Origin of the sequence: Streptomyces sp. NPDC086549, from assembly GCF_044746205.1 — a bacterium.
Lineage (GTDB): Bacteria > Actinomycetota > Actinomycetes > Streptomycetales > Streptomycetaceae > Streptomyces.
Genome location: NZ_JBIVBS010000005.1, coordinates 137,511 through 152,653 on the forward strand (window position 1 = coordinate 137,511; position 15,143 = coordinate 152,653).

The 15,143-nt window shown below is 71.3% G+C and carries 13 protein-coding genes; 11 read left to right on the plus strand and 2 right to left on the minus strand.

Annotated elements, in window-relative coordinates; translation table 11 throughout:
* Nucleotides 1–16: 16 nt before the first annotated feature.
* From ACIPSA_RS18535 to ACIPSA_RS18575, 9 genes are all read left to right on the plus strand, one after another.
* Nucleotides 17–1,039, plus strand: coding sequence for an AraC family transcriptional regulator (locus tag ACIPSA_RS18535; protein ID WP_402635742.1), 1,023 nt, complete (start codon nucleotides 17–19; stop codon nucleotides 1,037–1,039).
* A gap of 302 nt (nucleotides 1,040–1,341) precedes the next feature.
* Nucleotides 1,342–2,400 carry a 3-keto-5-aminohexanoate cleavage protein gene (locus tag ACIPSA_RS18540; RefSeq protein ID WP_402635744.1) on the plus strand — a complete coding sequence of 353 codons (1,059 nt, stop codon included), beginning with the start codon at nucleotides 1,342–1,344 and terminating at the stop codon, nucleotides 2,398–2,400.
* Nucleotides 2,401–2,473: 73 nt separating this feature from the next.
* Nucleotides 2,474–3,448, plus strand: coding sequence for a quinone oxidoreductase family protein (locus ACIPSA_RS18545; RefSeq protein ID WP_402635746.1), 975 nt, complete (start codon nucleotides 2,474–2,476; stop codon nucleotides 3,446–3,448).
* A 38-nt stretch (nucleotides 3,449–3,486) separates the two neighbouring features.
* Entirely contained in the window at nucleotides 3,487–4,404 is a 918-nt protein-coding gene (locus ACIPSA_RS18550; RefSeq protein ID WP_402635748.1) for a TauD/TfdA dioxygenase family protein, read from the plus strand.
* 91 nt (nucleotides 4,405–4,495) lie between these two features.
* Entirely contained in the window at nucleotides 4,496–5,782 is a 1,287-nt protein-coding gene (locus ACIPSA_RS18555; RefSeq protein ID WP_402635751.1) for an MFS transporter, read from the plus strand.
* On the plus strand, nucleotides 5,779–6,402 hold the full coding sequence (locus ACIPSA_RS18560) for an RBBP9/YdeN family alpha/beta hydrolase (RefSeq protein WP_402635753.1): 624 nt from the start codon (nucleotides 5,779–5,781) through the stop codon (nucleotides 6,400–6,402). Before ACIPSA_RS18555 ends, ACIPSA_RS18560 begins: the two co-directional genes overlap by 4 nt.
* Nucleotides 6,399–8,390: an acetoacetate--CoA ligase gene (locus ACIPSA_RS18565; RefSeq protein ID WP_402635756.1), complete on the plus strand. Its 1,992-nt coding sequence runs from the start codon at nucleotides 6,399–6,401 to the stop codon at nucleotides 8,388–8,390. The genes ACIPSA_RS18560 and ACIPSA_RS18565 overlap by 4 nt, the downstream gene beginning before the upstream one ends.
* A 195-nt stretch (nucleotides 8,391–8,585) precedes the next feature.
* Complete coding sequence (gene panD, locus ACIPSA_RS18570; protein ID WP_402635759.1) at nucleotides 8,586–9,005, plus strand: aspartate 1-decarboxylase; 420 nt, start codon at nucleotides 8,586–8,588, stop codon at nucleotides 9,003–9,005.
* Between the two features lie 33 nt (nucleotides 9,006–9,038).
* Nucleotides 9,039–9,383, plus strand: a complete 345-nt coding sequence (locus ACIPSA_RS18575) for a GNAT family N-acetyltransferase (RefSeq protein ID WP_402635762.1) — start codon at nucleotides 9,039–9,041, stop codon at nucleotides 9,381–9,383.
* 540 nt (nucleotides 9,384–9,923) lie between these two features.
* Here ACIPSA_RS18575 and gndA read toward each other — a convergent pair.
* On the minus strand, nucleotides 9,924–11,363 hold the full coding sequence (gene gndA / locus ACIPSA_RS18580) for an NADP-dependent phosphogluconate dehydrogenase (protein ID WP_402635765.1): 1,440 nt from the start codon (nucleotides 11,361–11,363) through the stop codon (nucleotides 9,924–9,926).
* Nucleotides 11,364–11,728: 365 nt separating this feature from the next.
* Here gndA and ACIPSA_RS18585 point away from each other — a divergent pair, with 365 nt between their 5' ends.
* On the plus strand, nucleotides 11,729–12,943 hold the full coding sequence (locus tag ACIPSA_RS18585; protein WP_402635768.1) for a transglycosylase family protein: 1,215 nt from the start codon (nucleotides 11,729–11,731) through the stop codon (nucleotides 12,941–12,943).
* On the opposite strand, the gene ACIPSA_RS18590 is transcribed toward ACIPSA_RS18585, so the two are convergent.
* On the minus strand, nucleotides 12,933–14,144 hold the full coding sequence (locus ACIPSA_RS18590) for a DMT family transporter (RefSeq protein WP_402635771.1): 1,212 nt from the start codon (nucleotides 14,142–14,144) through the stop codon (nucleotides 12,933–12,935). The genes ACIPSA_RS18585 and ACIPSA_RS18590 overlap by 11 nt on opposite strands.
* 210 nt (nucleotides 14,145–14,354) lie before the next feature.
* Here ACIPSA_RS18590 and ACIPSA_RS18595 point away from each other — a divergent pair, with 210 nt between their 5' ends.
* Nucleotides 14,355–15,131, plus strand: a complete 777-nt coding sequence (locus tag ACIPSA_RS18595; RefSeq protein ID WP_402636672.1) for a (2Fe-2S)-binding protein — start codon at nucleotides 14,355–14,357, stop codon at nucleotides 15,129–15,131.
* Nucleotides 15,132–15,143: the final 12 nt, after the last annotated feature.

Below are 15,143 nucleotides of genomic sequence, written 5' to 3' on the forward strand. Positions count from 1 at the left end.
CCCCTGGAGCGTGCACATGAGGCCCCTTGCCCGCACCGCCGCGCTGAACGGCTACGTCGAGCTGAGCCGATCTCTCGGCCTCGACCCCCGCGCCCTGATGAAGGGCGTCGGCCTGGACACCGCGGACCTCGCCGTGCAGGACCGGTGGATCTCCGGCACGGCGGTGGTCAGACTGCTGGAGCTGTCGGCCGCCGCCTCCGGGCGCGAGGACTTCGGTCTGCTGCTGACCGAGCGGCGGCGCTTCTCCAACCTCGGCCCCATCAGCCTGCTCGTCCGTGAAGAGCCCGACGTGCGCAGCGCCCTGGCCCTGCTGATCCGCCACCAGCACACCTACAACGAGGTCCTGCACGCCCGGCTCTCGGAAGGCAACGGGGTGGCCACGCTGAAGGTGGACCTGCGGCTCGGCGAGCCGCAACCCGCCCGGCAGGGCACGGAACTCGCCGTGGGCGCGTTCCACCGCGTGCTGAGCGGCTTCCTCGGCCCGCACTGGCGCCCCTCGTCGGTCTGCTTCGCCCACTCGGCGCCGCGGGACACCGTGGGCCACCGCCGTCTGTTCGGGCCCTCGGTGGAGTTCGACCGCGGCTTCAACGGCCTCGTCTTCTACGCCGAGGACCTGGACGCCCCCAACGCCATGGCCGACGCCCAGTTGCGCAGCTACACCCGGCAGTACTTCGAGCCCATCGCGGCTCCCAGGGAAGCATCCGAAGTGGACAGGGTGCGTGACCTCATCGAGGCGCTGCTGCCGACCGGGCGCTGCTCCATCGAGCAGATCGCACGCAGCCTCGGCGTCGACCGGCGCACCGTTCACCGCCATCTGGCTCGCTCTGGAGAGAACTTCTCCTCACTGCTCCATGCGACCCGCACGGCGCTCGCAGAGCAGTTCGTCGCCAACCCCAACCGTTCCCTGACCGAGGTCTCCACGCTGCTGGGGTTCTCGTCGCTGAGTGCGTTCTCCCGCTGGTTCCACGAGCACTTCGGAAGCGGCCCGCGGGAGTGGCGCAAGAGCCGGGGCGGCCCGGCAGTGCCCGGCGGAAGCTGAGCCCGCAGGACGCACGCCGACCGCGGCACGAGTGGGCCCGGCCATGTGTCCCCGATTGGCAAGTCACCTGTCACCACAGGCAAAGCGGCCGCATGCCGCCCGCCCTACCTTGGCACCACCGCGCCGGCGGTCGGGCTCCGGAAGGAACGTTTTGCAGCTCCCCTGAGGGCACTTCCTCCGGACCGGCCCGCAACCACGGGGCCGATCTTTTCCATCGGCCCCGATGTCCGCCGTCGCAGGCCCGTCGTCGCGTCCGCCGACTGCTCTGTGACGCGATCACCCCTACGCCAAGGAGAAGCCCCGTGCATTTCCACGACGACTCACTCTTCCCGGAGAACCAGGAGAAGCTGGTGATCCAGGCCGCGCCGTACGGCCCCGAGTGGCTTCCCGGGGACGCGGACGACCTGCCCCTGACCATGGACGAGCACGTACAGGCGGCCGTCGACTGCTACAACGCCGGCGCGACGGTACTCCACATCCACGTCCGCGAGCTCGACGGCAAGGGCTCCAAGCGGATGTCCATGTTCAACGAACTGCTCGGGCGGCTGCGCGAGGCCGTGCCGGACATGGTGCTCCAGATCGGCGGGTCGATCTCCTTCGCCCCCGAGGGCGAGGGCGGCGACGCCAAGTGGCTCGCCTACGACACCCGCCACCTGCTCGCCGAACTCACCCCGGCGCCGGATCAGGTGACGATCGCGATCAACACCAGCCAGATGAACATCGTCGAGATCATGGACGACGACGACCTGGAGGGCACGTCGATCGCGAAGCCGGACTACTACCGGGCCTACCGCGACATGGTCGTGGAGGCCGGTCCGGAGTTCTACCTCGAGCACCTCAGACGCCTGCGCGTGAACGGCATCCAGCCGCACTTCCAACTCGCCCACCTGGCCCAGCTGGAGACCGTGGAGCGGCTGATCCGCGCGGGCATGTACACCGGGCCGCTGATTCTCAACTACGTGGCCATCGGCGGCGGTTTCGCCGGCCGGCACCCCGCCGACCTGATCGAGTTCATCCGCCGCGTGCCGGACGGAGCCGTTCTGACCATCGAGAGCTCCATGCGCGCCGTGGCCCCGATGAACGCGGTCGCCATCGCCCTCGGCCAGCACGTGCGCGTCGGCAACGAGGACAACCTCTGGCGTGCCAAGGGCGAGCGGATGTCGTCCGTGGAGCAGGTCGAGCAGATGGTGAGGATCTCCGAGGCGCTGGGCCGCGAGATCGCCACCGGAGCCGACGCCAAGCGGATCTACAGGATCGGCGAGTACTACGCGGACGCCGACGAGACACTCGCCCGGCTCGGCATGGTGCCCAACCGCCGCCCGGGACAGCGCGGCTTCATGCTGCGCGACGTCACGGCCTGACCCATGCCCGGCGTGCAGGGCCCGGCCCCGCACACAGGTAACACCCACCCGCGCGATTCCTTCGGAGCACTCTGTGGCACACGCCGTCCGCTTCTACGAAACCGGTGGCCCCGACGTCCTGTCGTGGGAGGAGGTCGCCGTCGGCGATCCCGGCCCCGGCGAGGTGCGTATCCGGCACGAGGCTGTCGGGCTCAACTTCGCCGACACGTACTTCCGCAGCGGGCTCTATCCGGTCCGCCTGCCCGACGGCATCGGCGTCGAGGCCGCCGGCGCGGTGGAGGCGGTGGGCGAAGGCGTCACCGACGTCGTCGAGGGCGACCGGGTGACGTACACCGGAAGTCCGCTCGGTGCCTACAGCACGGAGCGGGTCATGCCCGCCTCGCACCTGATCAAGTTGCCCCCCGAGATCAGCTGCGAGACGGCGGCCGCGATGACCATGCGCGGCCTGACCGCGGCCTATCTGCTGCGCCGGATCCATCCGCTGGAGCCCGGCGACACCGTGCTGCTGCATGCCGCGGCGGGCGGGGTGGGCCTGATCGTGTGCCAGTGGGCCGCACTGCTCGGCATCCGTGTGATCGGATCGGTGTCCAGCGAGGAGAAGGCTGACATCGCCCGAGCACACGGATGTGAGCACGTCATCCGCTACCGGCACGAGAACGTGGCCGACCGGGTCCGCGAGCTGACCGGCGGCGCGGGCGTCCCGGTCGTGTTCGACAGCGTGGGCAAGGACACCTTCGCGGGCTCCCTCGCCTCGCTGTCCCGCCGCGGGCTCCTCGTGTGCTTCGGTACCGCCTCCGGCCCCGTGCCGCCGATCGACGCGATGCAACTCGCCCTGCACGGCTCGCTGTTCGTCACCCGGCCCGCTCTGGCCGACTACATCGCCGACCCCGCCGAGCGCGCCGCGCTGGCCGGAGAGCTGTTCGAGCACGTCGCCGCCGGGCGCATCAAGATCGAAATCAATCAGCGCTACGCCCTCGAGGACGTGGAGCAGGCGCACCGCGACCTGGAAGCCGGCCGGACCACCGGGTCCTCCGTCTTCGTCCTGTGAGAGAGCGCACCTCGTTCCACCCCAGGGAGTGAGCACCCATGCCCGACATCCTCTCGTCCTTGCGGCAGGCCCCGGCCCTGGTGAGCCCGAGCGCACGCCGCACATCGCTCACCGCCGAGCCGCTGACCTGCACCATCGGAGCCGAACTCCGCGGTGTGAGCCTGGCCGACGCCGCCCGTGACGACGACCTCTTCGCCGAGATCAGGACCCTGCTGCTGGAGCACAAGGTCCTCTTCCTGCGGGACCAGGACATCTCGCGTGCCGACCACGTCGCGTTCGCCTCGCGCTTCGGCGCACTGGAGGACCATCCCGTCGCCGGCAGCGACCCGGACCACCCCGGACTGGTCCGGATCTACAAGGAGCTGGACAGCCCGCCGGAGCACTACGAGAACGCCCTGCACACGGACGGCACCTGGCGGGTGAACCCGTCGATGGGCGCCGTACTGCGCTGCATCGAATCGCCCCCGGTCGGCGGCGACACGATCTGGGTCAACATGGCCGAGGCCTATCGCCGGCTCCCCGACCACATCAAGACCCGGATCGAGGGGCTGCGCGCCCGGCACAGCATCGAGGCCACCTTCGGCGCCGTCATGCCCGAGGAACAGCGCCACGCGCTGAAGGAGCGGTTCCCGGACGCCGAGCACCCGGTCGTGCGCACCCACCCCGAGACCGGCGAGAAGATCCTCTTCGTCAACGCGTTCGCGACGCACTTTGTCAACTACCACACGCCCGAGAACGTGCGTTTCGGCCAGGACTACGCGCCCGGCGCGAGCCATCTGCTCACCTATCTGATCAGCCAGGCCGCGATCCCCGAGTACCAGGTGCGCTGGCGCTGGAGCCCGGGCAGCGTGGCCATCTGGGACAACCGCTCCACCCAGCACTACGCCGTCCAGGACTACTGGCCTGCCGTCCGCAAGATGGAGCGCGCCGGAATCGTCGGCGACAGACCGTTCTGACCTTCCCCTTCAAGCAGTTGAGGTGACGACAATGGAGTTTCACGCCACTGCGCAGTCCACGGCCCCGACATCGTCCGCGACGGAATGGCCCGTGTCCAAAGGCTATGCCTGGACGGTCTTCGCACTCAGCTTCGGCCTGCTTCTGTCCGACTACATGTCCCGCCAGGTCCTCAACGCCGTCTTCCCGATGCTGAAGGCCGAATGGCTGCTGTCCGACGCCGCCCTGGGCTCGCTCAGCGGCATCGTGCCCCTGGCGGTCGGCGTGCTCACCTTCCCCCTGTCCCTCATGGCCGACCGGTGGGGGAGGGTTCGAAGTCTGCTGCTGGCCGCCGCTATGTGGAGTCTGGCCACCCTGGGGTGCGCCATATCGGCGAGTTACGGCGAGATGTTCGTCGGCCGTCTCTTCGTCGGCATCGGCGAGGCGGCGTACGGCAGTGTGGGCATCGCCGTGGTCATCGGCATCTTCCCGGTCACCCTGCGGGCCACCCTCTCCGGTGCCTTCATCGCCGGCGGCGCCTTCGGCTCGGTGCTGGGCGTCGCCGTAGGCGGCGCCGTGGCCCAAGCGGCCGGCTGGCGCTGGGCGTTCGCCGCGATGGGGATGTTCGGCCTGTTGCTCGCCGCCGTGTACGCGGTCGTGGTCAAGGAGAGCAGACTGGCGCCCCGCGGACGTCCCTCCGGCGGTGAGGACGGCGCGGAGGCGAGCGGCCGGCTGCGCACCCGCCTCCCCCGCCTCTTCTCGTCCATCTCGGTCATCAGCGCCTATGTCGGCAGCGGACTACAACTGTTCATCGCCGGCGCGCTGTTGTCCTGGCTGCCGAGCTTCTTCAACCGCTACTACCACATGGCACCGGCCAAGGCGGGCGGGGCCGCCGGTGGCTTCGCCCTGATCATCGGCTTGGGGATGATCTTCGGGGGTGTGGCCGCCGACCGCATCAGCTCCACCGCCCCCATCCGTAAATGGGCCGTCGCGGTCGGCTGCAGCCTCGGCGCGCTCCTCCTGCTGACCCTCGCCTTCCAACTGCCCACCGGACCAGTGCAATTGCTCGCCCTGGCCGCCGGTTGCCTGCTGTCGGCCGGTTCCGCCGGACCCGCGGCGGCCATGGTGGCGAACCTGACCCCCGCCTCCATCGCGGCGACCGCGTTCGCCACCCTCACCCTGGCCAACAGCTTGCTCGGGCTGGCCCCCGGCCCCGCGATCACGGGCGCGCTGGCCGACCGCTTCGGCCTGCTGGGCGCCCTGCGCATCGTGCCCCTCGTCGCGGTCGCGGCCACACTGGCCTTCCTGGTCGGCAGGCACTGGTACGAACGCGACCTCCTCCGCCTCGCCGACCTCACCACGAAGGCGGCGCCCAAGCACCCCTCGGAGATCCCCTCATGAGCGCCACCGTGGAACCCACCGTGGTCATCGTCCCCGGTCTGCGCGACCACGTCGCGGACCACTGGCAGACCGTGCTGGCCAAGCGTCTGGCCGGGGCCGGACGAGTCGTCCGCACCGTTGCCCCGGTGGCCGGGCAACGACTCAGCCTGGACGCCCAAGTCGGCAACCTGGCCGCGACGTTGGAGCCCCTGGACGGGCCGGTCCTGCTGGTCGCCCACAGCGCCGGCGTGATCACCACGGCGCACTGGGCCCGCCGCCACCGAGCCGACGTGCGCGGCGCGCTGCTCGCCACGCCGACGGACCTCGAGACACCGCTGCCGGACGGCTACCCCACCCCCGTCGAACTGGCGGAGCACGGCTGGACCCCCGTGCCCCGCCTGCCGCTGCCCTTCCCCAGCATCGTCGCCGCCAGCACCGACGATCCGCTGGGCGCACCCGAACGCATCGCCGAGCTGGCCCAGTGCTGGGGCAGCCAAATCCTGCAACTGGGCGCGGTCGGCCACCTCAACCCGGCCTCGGGATACGGCGAGTGGCCCCAGGCCGAGGAACTGATCCGCATGCTGGAGTCCGACTCCTGTAGCGCACCGCTCGGGGCGACGCCCACCGGAGAGCACCTATGAGTCGGGACGCAGAACTGCTGTGGACACCGGGGCGCCGTGAACTGGAGGACTCCAACGTCGCGGTGTTCATGGAATGGCTGGAGGAGACCCGCGGTCTGAGCTTCGCCGACTACGCCGAGCTGTGGCGGTGGAGCTCCACCGATCCGGCGGGCTTCTGGTCGGCGGTGTGGGAGTACTACGGGCTGGACGCCGTCACCGGGTACGACGAGGTGCTGGGCGACGCCACCATGCCGGGCGCCCGATGGTTCACCGGCGCCCGGCTGAACTTCGCCGAACGGTGCCTGGCCCAGGCCACCGACGCGCGTCCGGCACTGGTGAGCGTGACCGAGGGCGGGGAACCCGTCGAGACGTCGTGGGCGCGGCTGCGCCGCGAGGTCGCCGACGTATCGGCCGCCCTCCGGCGGATGGGCGTGAAGCCCGGCGACTGCGTCGCCGGCTACCTCACCAACCTGCCGCAGGCGGTGGTGGCACTGCTGGCCACCGCGGCGATCGGTGCCGTGTGGACGGCCTGCTCACCCGATTTCGGCACCCCTAGCGTGCTCGCTCGGCTGACGCAGGCCCGGCCGACGGTCCTCGTCGCCGCGGACGGCTACCGATACGGGGGCAAGGAGCATGACAAACGGACCACCGTCACCGAACTTCTGGACGGGCTGCCGACCGTTCGCCACCTCCTCACCGTGGACAACCTCTTCCCACCACAGACGGACGCATGGTCCGTACGATCCGACGTCACCGTGCACGCATGGTCCGCGCTGCCGTCCACCGACCAGGCACCGGACTTCGCCGACGTACCCTTCGACCACCCGCTCTGGATCCTCTGGTCGTCGGGAACCACCGGCGTCCCGAAGGGCATCGTGCAGAGCCACGGCGGCATCGTGGTGGAACTGCTGAAGGCGCTCGGGCTCGGTGTCGACCTGCGCTCCGAGGACCGCTTCCTGTTCGTCACCTCCACCAGCTGGATGGTGTGGAACTTCCTGGTCGGCGGCCTGCTGCACGGCAGCACGATCGTCCTCTACGACGGCAGCCCCACCTTTCCCGACGCCGCCGGCGCCTGGCGGGTCGCCGAACGGACCAGGGCGACGATGGTCGGGGTGGGCGCAGCCTATCTCGCGGCCGTGGAGAAGTCCGGGCTGCATCCGGCAGCAGACCTCGACCTCGGCGCCGTGCGCTCGGTCCTGCAGACAGGCTCGGCCATGGCTCCGAGTACCTGGCGGTGGGTCCACGACCGGCTCACTCCCGGCGTGTGGCTGCAGTCGATCTGCGGCGGAACCGACGTCTGCTCCGTGCTCGCGGGCGGCTCCCCGCTCCTCCCGGTGCGCATGGGCCGCATTCAGTGCCCGGCGCTCGGCGTGGCGCTGGCCGCGTGGGACGAGACGGGACGGCCTCTGATCGGCGAGCAGGGAGAGCTGGTGGTGACCGCCCCGCTGCCGTCCATGCCACTGCGCTTCGTCGACGACCCCGGCGACGCGCGCTACCGGGCCAGCTACTTCGACACCTACCCCGGCGTGTGGCGGCACGGTGACTGGGTGACCGTGGAAAGGGACCTGTCGGTCGTCGTATCTGGCCGGTCCGACTCCACGCTCAATCGCATGGGGGTGCGGATGGGGTCGGCCGACATCTACGCCGTGGTGGAACAACTGCCCGGTGTCTCGGACAGCCTCGTCGTCGGGGTCGAGCAGTCCGGCAGCGGCTACTTCATGCCTCTGTTCGTCGTGACCGATGAAGGCGAGGAGACCGACGACGGCCTGCGGGAGCGGATCACCGCGGCCATCAGACAGCAGTTGTCCCCGCGCCATGTGCCCGACGTGATCGCGCGGGTACCCGCGCTACCCCGCACGCTGACCGGGAAGAAGCTCGAGGTGCCGGTCAAACGGATTCTGCAAGGCGCCCGCGTGGCCGACGTCACCGGTCCTGGAGCCGTCACGAATGGCCACATGCTGGACTGGTTCGCGGAATTCCGAGCACGGACGAACGCGAGCGGGACATGAGAGGCAAGTCGTAGGATCGGGCACTTCAACGGCCTCGCCCGACCGACCTGGCACACCATCAGACAGGTCAGCCATCGGTCAGCTTCAGTACCGCAACCTGGTTGGCCAACCGTCGACAGAGAGTGTCGTTGTAGGGTGAGGACACGCCCTTGACCTGCAGCATGCAGGCAGGGAGCCGACCTCTGGGAGCACTGAATGCTGCGCACCATGTTCAAGTCCAAGATCCACAGAGCCACGGTCACCCAGGCCGACCTGCACTACGTGGGATCGGTGACCATCGACGCCGATCTGCTCGACGCGGCCGATCTGCTGCCCGGCGAGCTCGTGCACATCGTCGACATCACCAACGGCGCACGTCTGGAGACGTACGTCATCGAGGGCGAGCGCGGTTCCGGTGTCGTCGGGATCAACGGAGCGGCCGCCCACCTCGTCCACCCCGGCGACCTGGTGATCATCATCAGCTACGCTCAGGTGACCGACGCCGAGGCACGGGCGCTTCGGCCGCGGGTCGTCCACGTCGACCGGGACAACCGGATCGTGGCCCTCGGCGCCGACCCGTCCGAACCGGTGCCGGGTTCGGACCAGGAGCGCAGCCCGCAGGCCGTACGGGCCTGACCGGCGGACGGACGACCAGGAGCGTGCGTGCCCATGAGTGACATCGAGATCCGTGACGACCGGGCGGCCGGCCGCCTGGAGGCCGTGGGCGACGGGGATGTCGTCGGCCGCATCGAGTACTTCGTCCTAGAGTCCCCCGAGCGCGCCCTGGTCCCCGTCCACACGATCGTGGAACCGGCCCACGAGGGGAAGGGCATCGCGGGCTCCCTCGCCCGCGAGCTGTACGCCGTCGCCGCGCGCGAGGGCGTGCCGGTGGCTCCCCTGTGCCCGTACGTCACCAAGTGGGCCGAGCGCCACCCCGACGAGGCCCCGCAGGCCGACCCCGAGCTGCGGCGGGCCGCGAAGGAGTGGCTGGTCGCGCATCCCGGGCGGTTCTGAGCCCGCGACGCGGGGCGGGGAGGGGATCCACGGGGCGGGTGTGCCATCCCCGTGGTCCGCGGGTCGGGTGTGACATCCCCGCCGGGCGGGGCGTGGCATCGCCGTGCGCGGCCGCCCTCGGCGGGGTCACCCGGGCCCCGGCCCCGACGCCGGCGGGTGAGTGGCGGAGCGGGTGCCGGGTAGGTGGGGAGTAGTCCACAGGCGACGTCCAGCGACTGGCCGGAGGACATCATGACGAACCCGATTCCGGACCCCGTCCAGCCCGGGCCCACCCCTGGCCCGGACCCCCGGCACCCCGAGCCGCCCCCCAATCCGGTCCCGGCCCCCGAGCCGCCCCCCGCTCCCCAGCCGACGCCTCCGGAGCCGCCTCCCGCGCCCCTCCCGGGTCCGCCACCGGAGCCGTCCCCGTCGCCGATCCCGCCGGGACCGGAGCCGGTGCCGAACCCCGAGCCGGGCCCACCGCTCACCTGAGACACAGGAGGCCCCGCGCCCCGACGGGGGCGCGGGGCCAAAACACCCTGCGGCTCTGCGGCGCGGTCCCTACGCGGACACCTCCGACCGGTCCCCGCCCCACAGCGTGTGGAAGGAACCGTCCTGGTCCACCCGCCGGTACGTGTGCGCCCCGAAGAAGTCCCGCTGGCCCTGCGTGAGGGCGGCGGGCAGACGCTCCGCGCGCAGCCCGTCGTAGTAGGCGAGCGCCGCGGCGAAGCCCGGGGTCGCCACGCCCTGGCGGGTGGCGGCGATCACGACCTCGCGCCAGTCGTCCTGGGCGTCCGCGATCTCCTGCGCGAACGTCTCGTCGGACAGCAGGCTCGGCAGGTCGGGCCGGGCGTCGTACGCGGCACGGATGCGGTCCAGGAAGGCCGCGCGGATGATGCAGCCGCCGCGCCAGATCGAGGAGACCGCGCCGAGGTCGATGTCCCAGTCGTACTCGTCGCTGCCCGCGGCGATCTCGTGGAAGCCCTGGGTGTACGACACGATCTTCGAGGCGTACAGCGCCTGCTCCACCCGGTCGGCGAAGGCCGCCGCCTCCGACTCGGACAGCGGGGACGGCTTGGGTCCCGCCAGGCCCCGCGAGGCCTCGCGCAGCGCCGCGTGGCCGGAGAGGGAGCGGGCGAAGACGGCCTCCGCGATGCCGGAGACCGGCACACCGAGGTCGAGGGCGATCTGGACCGTCCAGCGGCCGGTGCCCTTCTGCTCGGCCTGGTCCACCACCACGTCCACGAAGGGCTTGCCCGTCGCCGCGTCCACGTGGGACAGCACCTCGGCGGTGATCTCGATCAGGTAGGAGTCCAGCCGGCCCTGGTTCCAGGTACGGAAGATGTCCGCGATCTGCGCGGGGGAGTACCCGGCGACATCGCGCAGCAGCTGGTACGCCTCGCCGATCAGCTGCATGTCGGCGTACTCGATGCCGTTGTGCACCATCTTCACGAAGTGACCGGCGCCGTCCGGGCCCACGTGTGTGACGCAGGGCGCGCCGTCCGCGGCCTTCGCGGAGATCTTCTCCAGCATGGGGCCGAGGGAGTCGTAGGACTCCTTCGGGCCGCCCGGCATGATGCTCGGGCCGTGCAGCGCGCCCTCCTCGCCGCCGGAGACACCCATGCCGACGAAGTGGATGCCCTGCTCGCGCAGCGCCTTCTCGCGGCGGCGGGTGTCCGCGAAGTGCGCGTTGCCACCGTCGATGATCATGTCGCCGGGCTCCAGGAGCGGAGCGAACTCCTCGATCACCGCGTCCGTCGGGCCTCCGGCCTTGACCATGATGACCAGTCGGCGCGGCCGCTCCAACGCCGCCACGAACTCCTTGGCGGTCTCGGCCGCGATGAAGTCCCCCTCGTGCCCGAACTCCTTGACCAGCGCGTGAGTCCGTGCCGACGTCCGGTTGTGGACGGCGACCGTGTAACCGTTGCGCGCGAAGTTCCGGGCGAGGTTGCGGCCCATGACCGCGAGACCCGTGACGCCGATCTGCGCTGAAGTGCTCATACCGCCTGCTCCTCAAAGATCCGGTGGATCCGGTGGATCCTGCACCGTGCGTGCTGTGAAACAAAACTCCGTGAAACAAAACGCTGCGAAACAAAGGCGTGGTGCCGGTCGTGCTCGTCCGTTCCGTGCTCGCCAGTATTGCCCTTCGACCATCCTGACGTGCCGGTACGGCACACGCATATCCGACCCGCCACGCTTGATTACGCACGGAAGGTGCCCAGCGCCTCAGTGCGGGTTCGGCCGATCCGGCCAACGAGGGCCGATTCCTGGCCACTTGTGGTGACCGGCGGCTGATTGCCGTCTTGTCATGGCCTGTTCGCAGCGCTTACTTTTGCCCCTCCTGACGCATGTCGAGGGGGCTCTCCATGGCCGTACGCGGCCGGCATCGCCGGTACCAGCCGAACAGGATCAACCGCGCCTCACTCACCGTCACGGCGGGCGGCGCCGGCATGGCGATCCCGCTCGTGGCCGCCGGGACCGCCGGCGCGGCCGACGCGGCCACCTGGAACAAGGTCGCCGCATGCGAGTCCAGCGGCGACTGGAGCATCAACACCGGTAACGGCTACTACGGCGGACTGCAGTTCACCCAGTCGACCTGGGAGGCCTACGGCGGCACGAAGTACGCCCCGCGCGCGGACCTCGCCACCAGGGAGCAGCAGATAGCGGTCGCCGAGAAGGTGCTGGACGGGCAGGGACCCGGCGCCTGGCCGGTGTGCTCGGTGCGGGCCGGACTGACCCGCGACGGCTCCGCCGCCGGCGTCCACACCGAGAGCGCCTCGACCCGGCCCGCGAAGAGCCCGACGAGCCCGAAGACCTCTGTGCGCGACGTGCAGCCGCAGGCCACACCCCAGTCCCGCGCGGGCAGGGCGGAGATGTACACGGTCGTGCACGGCGACACGCTCTCCGGCATCGCCGAGGACCAGCAGGTCCAGGGCGGCTGGCACGGGCTCTACGCCGCCAACCGCACGACGATCGGGTCCGATCCCGACCTGATCCTGCCGGGGCAGCGGCTGGACCTGCGCGGCAGGGCCACCCCGGCCGCCGGCACCCACACCACGGCCGAGTCCCCGACGAAGAAGTCCTCCGCGAAGTCCTCCGGGAAGTCCGCCCCGACGTCCTCCTCGGGGACGAAGAAGGCCCCTTCCGCAGGCACCCACACGGCGTCCACGCACGGCCACTCCCTGATCGCCCCTGTCGTCGCCGCCATGGGCACGCCCTACCACCAGGCGGGCGGGCACTGGTCGAAGGGCTACCACACCGGCGTCGACTTCCCCGTGCCCACCGGCACCGCCGTGCACGCGGTCGCCGCCGGACACGTGGTCACGGCCGGCTGGGGCGGCTCCTTCGGCTACCAGGTGGTCATCCGGCACGCGGACGGCCGCTACACCCAGTACGCCCATCTGTCGGCCATCTCCGTGAAGGCCGGGCAGACGGTCTCCGCCGGCCGGCGCATCGGCCGCTCGGGCTCCACCGGAAACACCACGGGTCCGCATCTGCACTTCGAGGTGCGGACCGGACCCGGCTTCGGTTCGGACATCGACCCGGTCGCCTATCTCCGGGCCGGCGGCGTCATGATCTGACCCCGATGCGGTGGCGGTCCACGACGGGCAGCGGTACGTAGACGCCCGTGTGGAAGGGGCCGAAGGCGGGCGCCACGAAGTAGGGGTCCGACGGCTCCTCGCCGCCGTCCTCGCGTGCCCTGTCCGGAGCCGGTACGAGGACGTCGTTCAGGACGGTGTCGTCCAGGATCTCCTCCAGGGCCGCCTCGTCCAGGGCCGCGTCCTCCATCTGCTCCAGTGCCGTCGCGACCCGTTGCCGGGGCAGGGCGACGAGCGGTGTCCCGGCGGGCGCCGGTTCGGTGAGGGCGGGGGCGGTGGCAGGGGCAGCGACCGGGGCGGCCTGCGCAAGCGGGGCCGAACCGGCCTCGGGCAGCGGCTCCGCCGTACGCGGGGCGTGCTCCAGCCGCTCCGTCGTCAGCAGGATCAGACCGCCCGCCGCCACCACACCGCAGCTCAGCGCGAGCGCGGTGCCCGTGGTGCCGTAGCGGAAGGTCTCGCCGAACATCGTGATGCCGACCGCGGCCGCCAGCACCGGGTTCACCACGGTCAGCGTGGCGAGCGGCGCGGTGAGGCCGCCGCCGCGGTAGGAGGTCTGCGACAGCAGCACGCCGGCGACCGCGAACACGCCGATCACGGCCAGGGACGGCAGGTCGGCGAGGGAGACCCCGTCGGTCCAGTCGACGGCCACGGTCTTGGTGAACACGGACGACATGCCGAAGGCCGTACCGGACGCGGTGGCGAGCAGCACGCTGCGCACCGCCGGGTGCCGGTGCGCAGCCCGGCCCGCGATCATCAGCGCCACGACCGCGCCGCCGGTGACCAGGGCCACGGCCACGCGCTGCGCCGTGGCGAGGGACTGCGCGTCGGAGGTGCCGACAAGGGACAGCAGGCCCGCCAGACCGACCGTCGCCATGATCGCGCCCCGCCAGGCGGTCGTCCCGGTCCTGCGGCCGACGAACAGGGCCGCCATCGGCAGCGCGAACACGATGGTCAGGGCGCCCAGCGGCTGCACCAGGCTGAGGGGGCCGTAGGCCAGCGCCACCACGTGCAGCAGTCCGCCGAGCCCGTTCAGCGCCAGCGCCGCCCACCAGCTCGGCCGGCGCACCGGCGCGTACCGCGCGTCGTGGGAGGACAGCGCGACCTGCTCCTGCACGATCGCTCCGCCCGCGTAGGCGACGGCGGACACGAACGACAGCAGCACGGACAACGCGAGGGCGCTCATGACCTGGTCCTCTGCGTGAGGCCGGGGCCCTGGGCCCGGTTCGGTGAACGGTCGGCTTCCATAGTCAACACTCTGCCCGCCGCGGGTCTTCCCGTCGTCATGCCTGAGCAGGCAATGGGTCCTACTGCCGATGGAGTACGCCCGGACCCCGCTCATCCCCAAGGTGGGCGACACAGGGTGGAGACTCTCGGGGACGGTCTCCTCCCGCCCCTGGTACTACTGCTGTTCGTGGACCTCGACCCCGATCTCGCCGCGCTCCGCCCCGTCGGCGCCTTCTTCGTCCTGCGCACGGCAGGAGGAGCGTCGGGGGGAACGCCCGGACGGCTGCCGACACTTGCGGAGACCTACGAAGGCACGGGTGCGGACGCTCATGAGAATGCGCTGGCCTTCCGTGTCGAGACGGTCGCGAACCGTCTTCGCACCCGGGAGCCGCGGGTGGCGGCGTCGATCGCCCACCAGGCGCTGGCGGCCCGCCTGTGGTCGGCGGGACTCGGCTGCGCCGCCCTGTACGGCCGCCTTCCCGACCTGGACCCCCGCCTGCTGCGCTGGGACCCGGCCGCCCTCGCCCCCGACGACCTGTGGCTGACCGGGCCGCGCCCGCTGCCCGGGAACCCCGGGAACACAGCCGCGCTCGCGGCCGCCGTGCTGCACGGCCACCTCGAACCCCTAGGGGAGGCCCTGAGGGCCCGCTACGGCATCGCGGCGGGCCTGCTGTGGGGCAACGCGGGCTCGGCGCTGGCCGGGGCCGCCCGCGAGCTGGACCGGTGGGCGCGCGGCAGCGGCCGTACGGACGTGGCGGACCGGGCCCGCACACTCACCGTCGAGCTCTTCGCCCACCCCCTCCTGAGCGCCACCGGCACCCTCACCGGCACCTCCTTCCGGCGCCGCAGCTGCTGCCTCTACTACCGCGTGCCCGGCGGCGGGGTCTGCGGTGACTGTTGCTTCACACGGCCGCCGCGCTCTTCCCCGCGCGCCGCATCTGGGTGACCATGAGGGGAC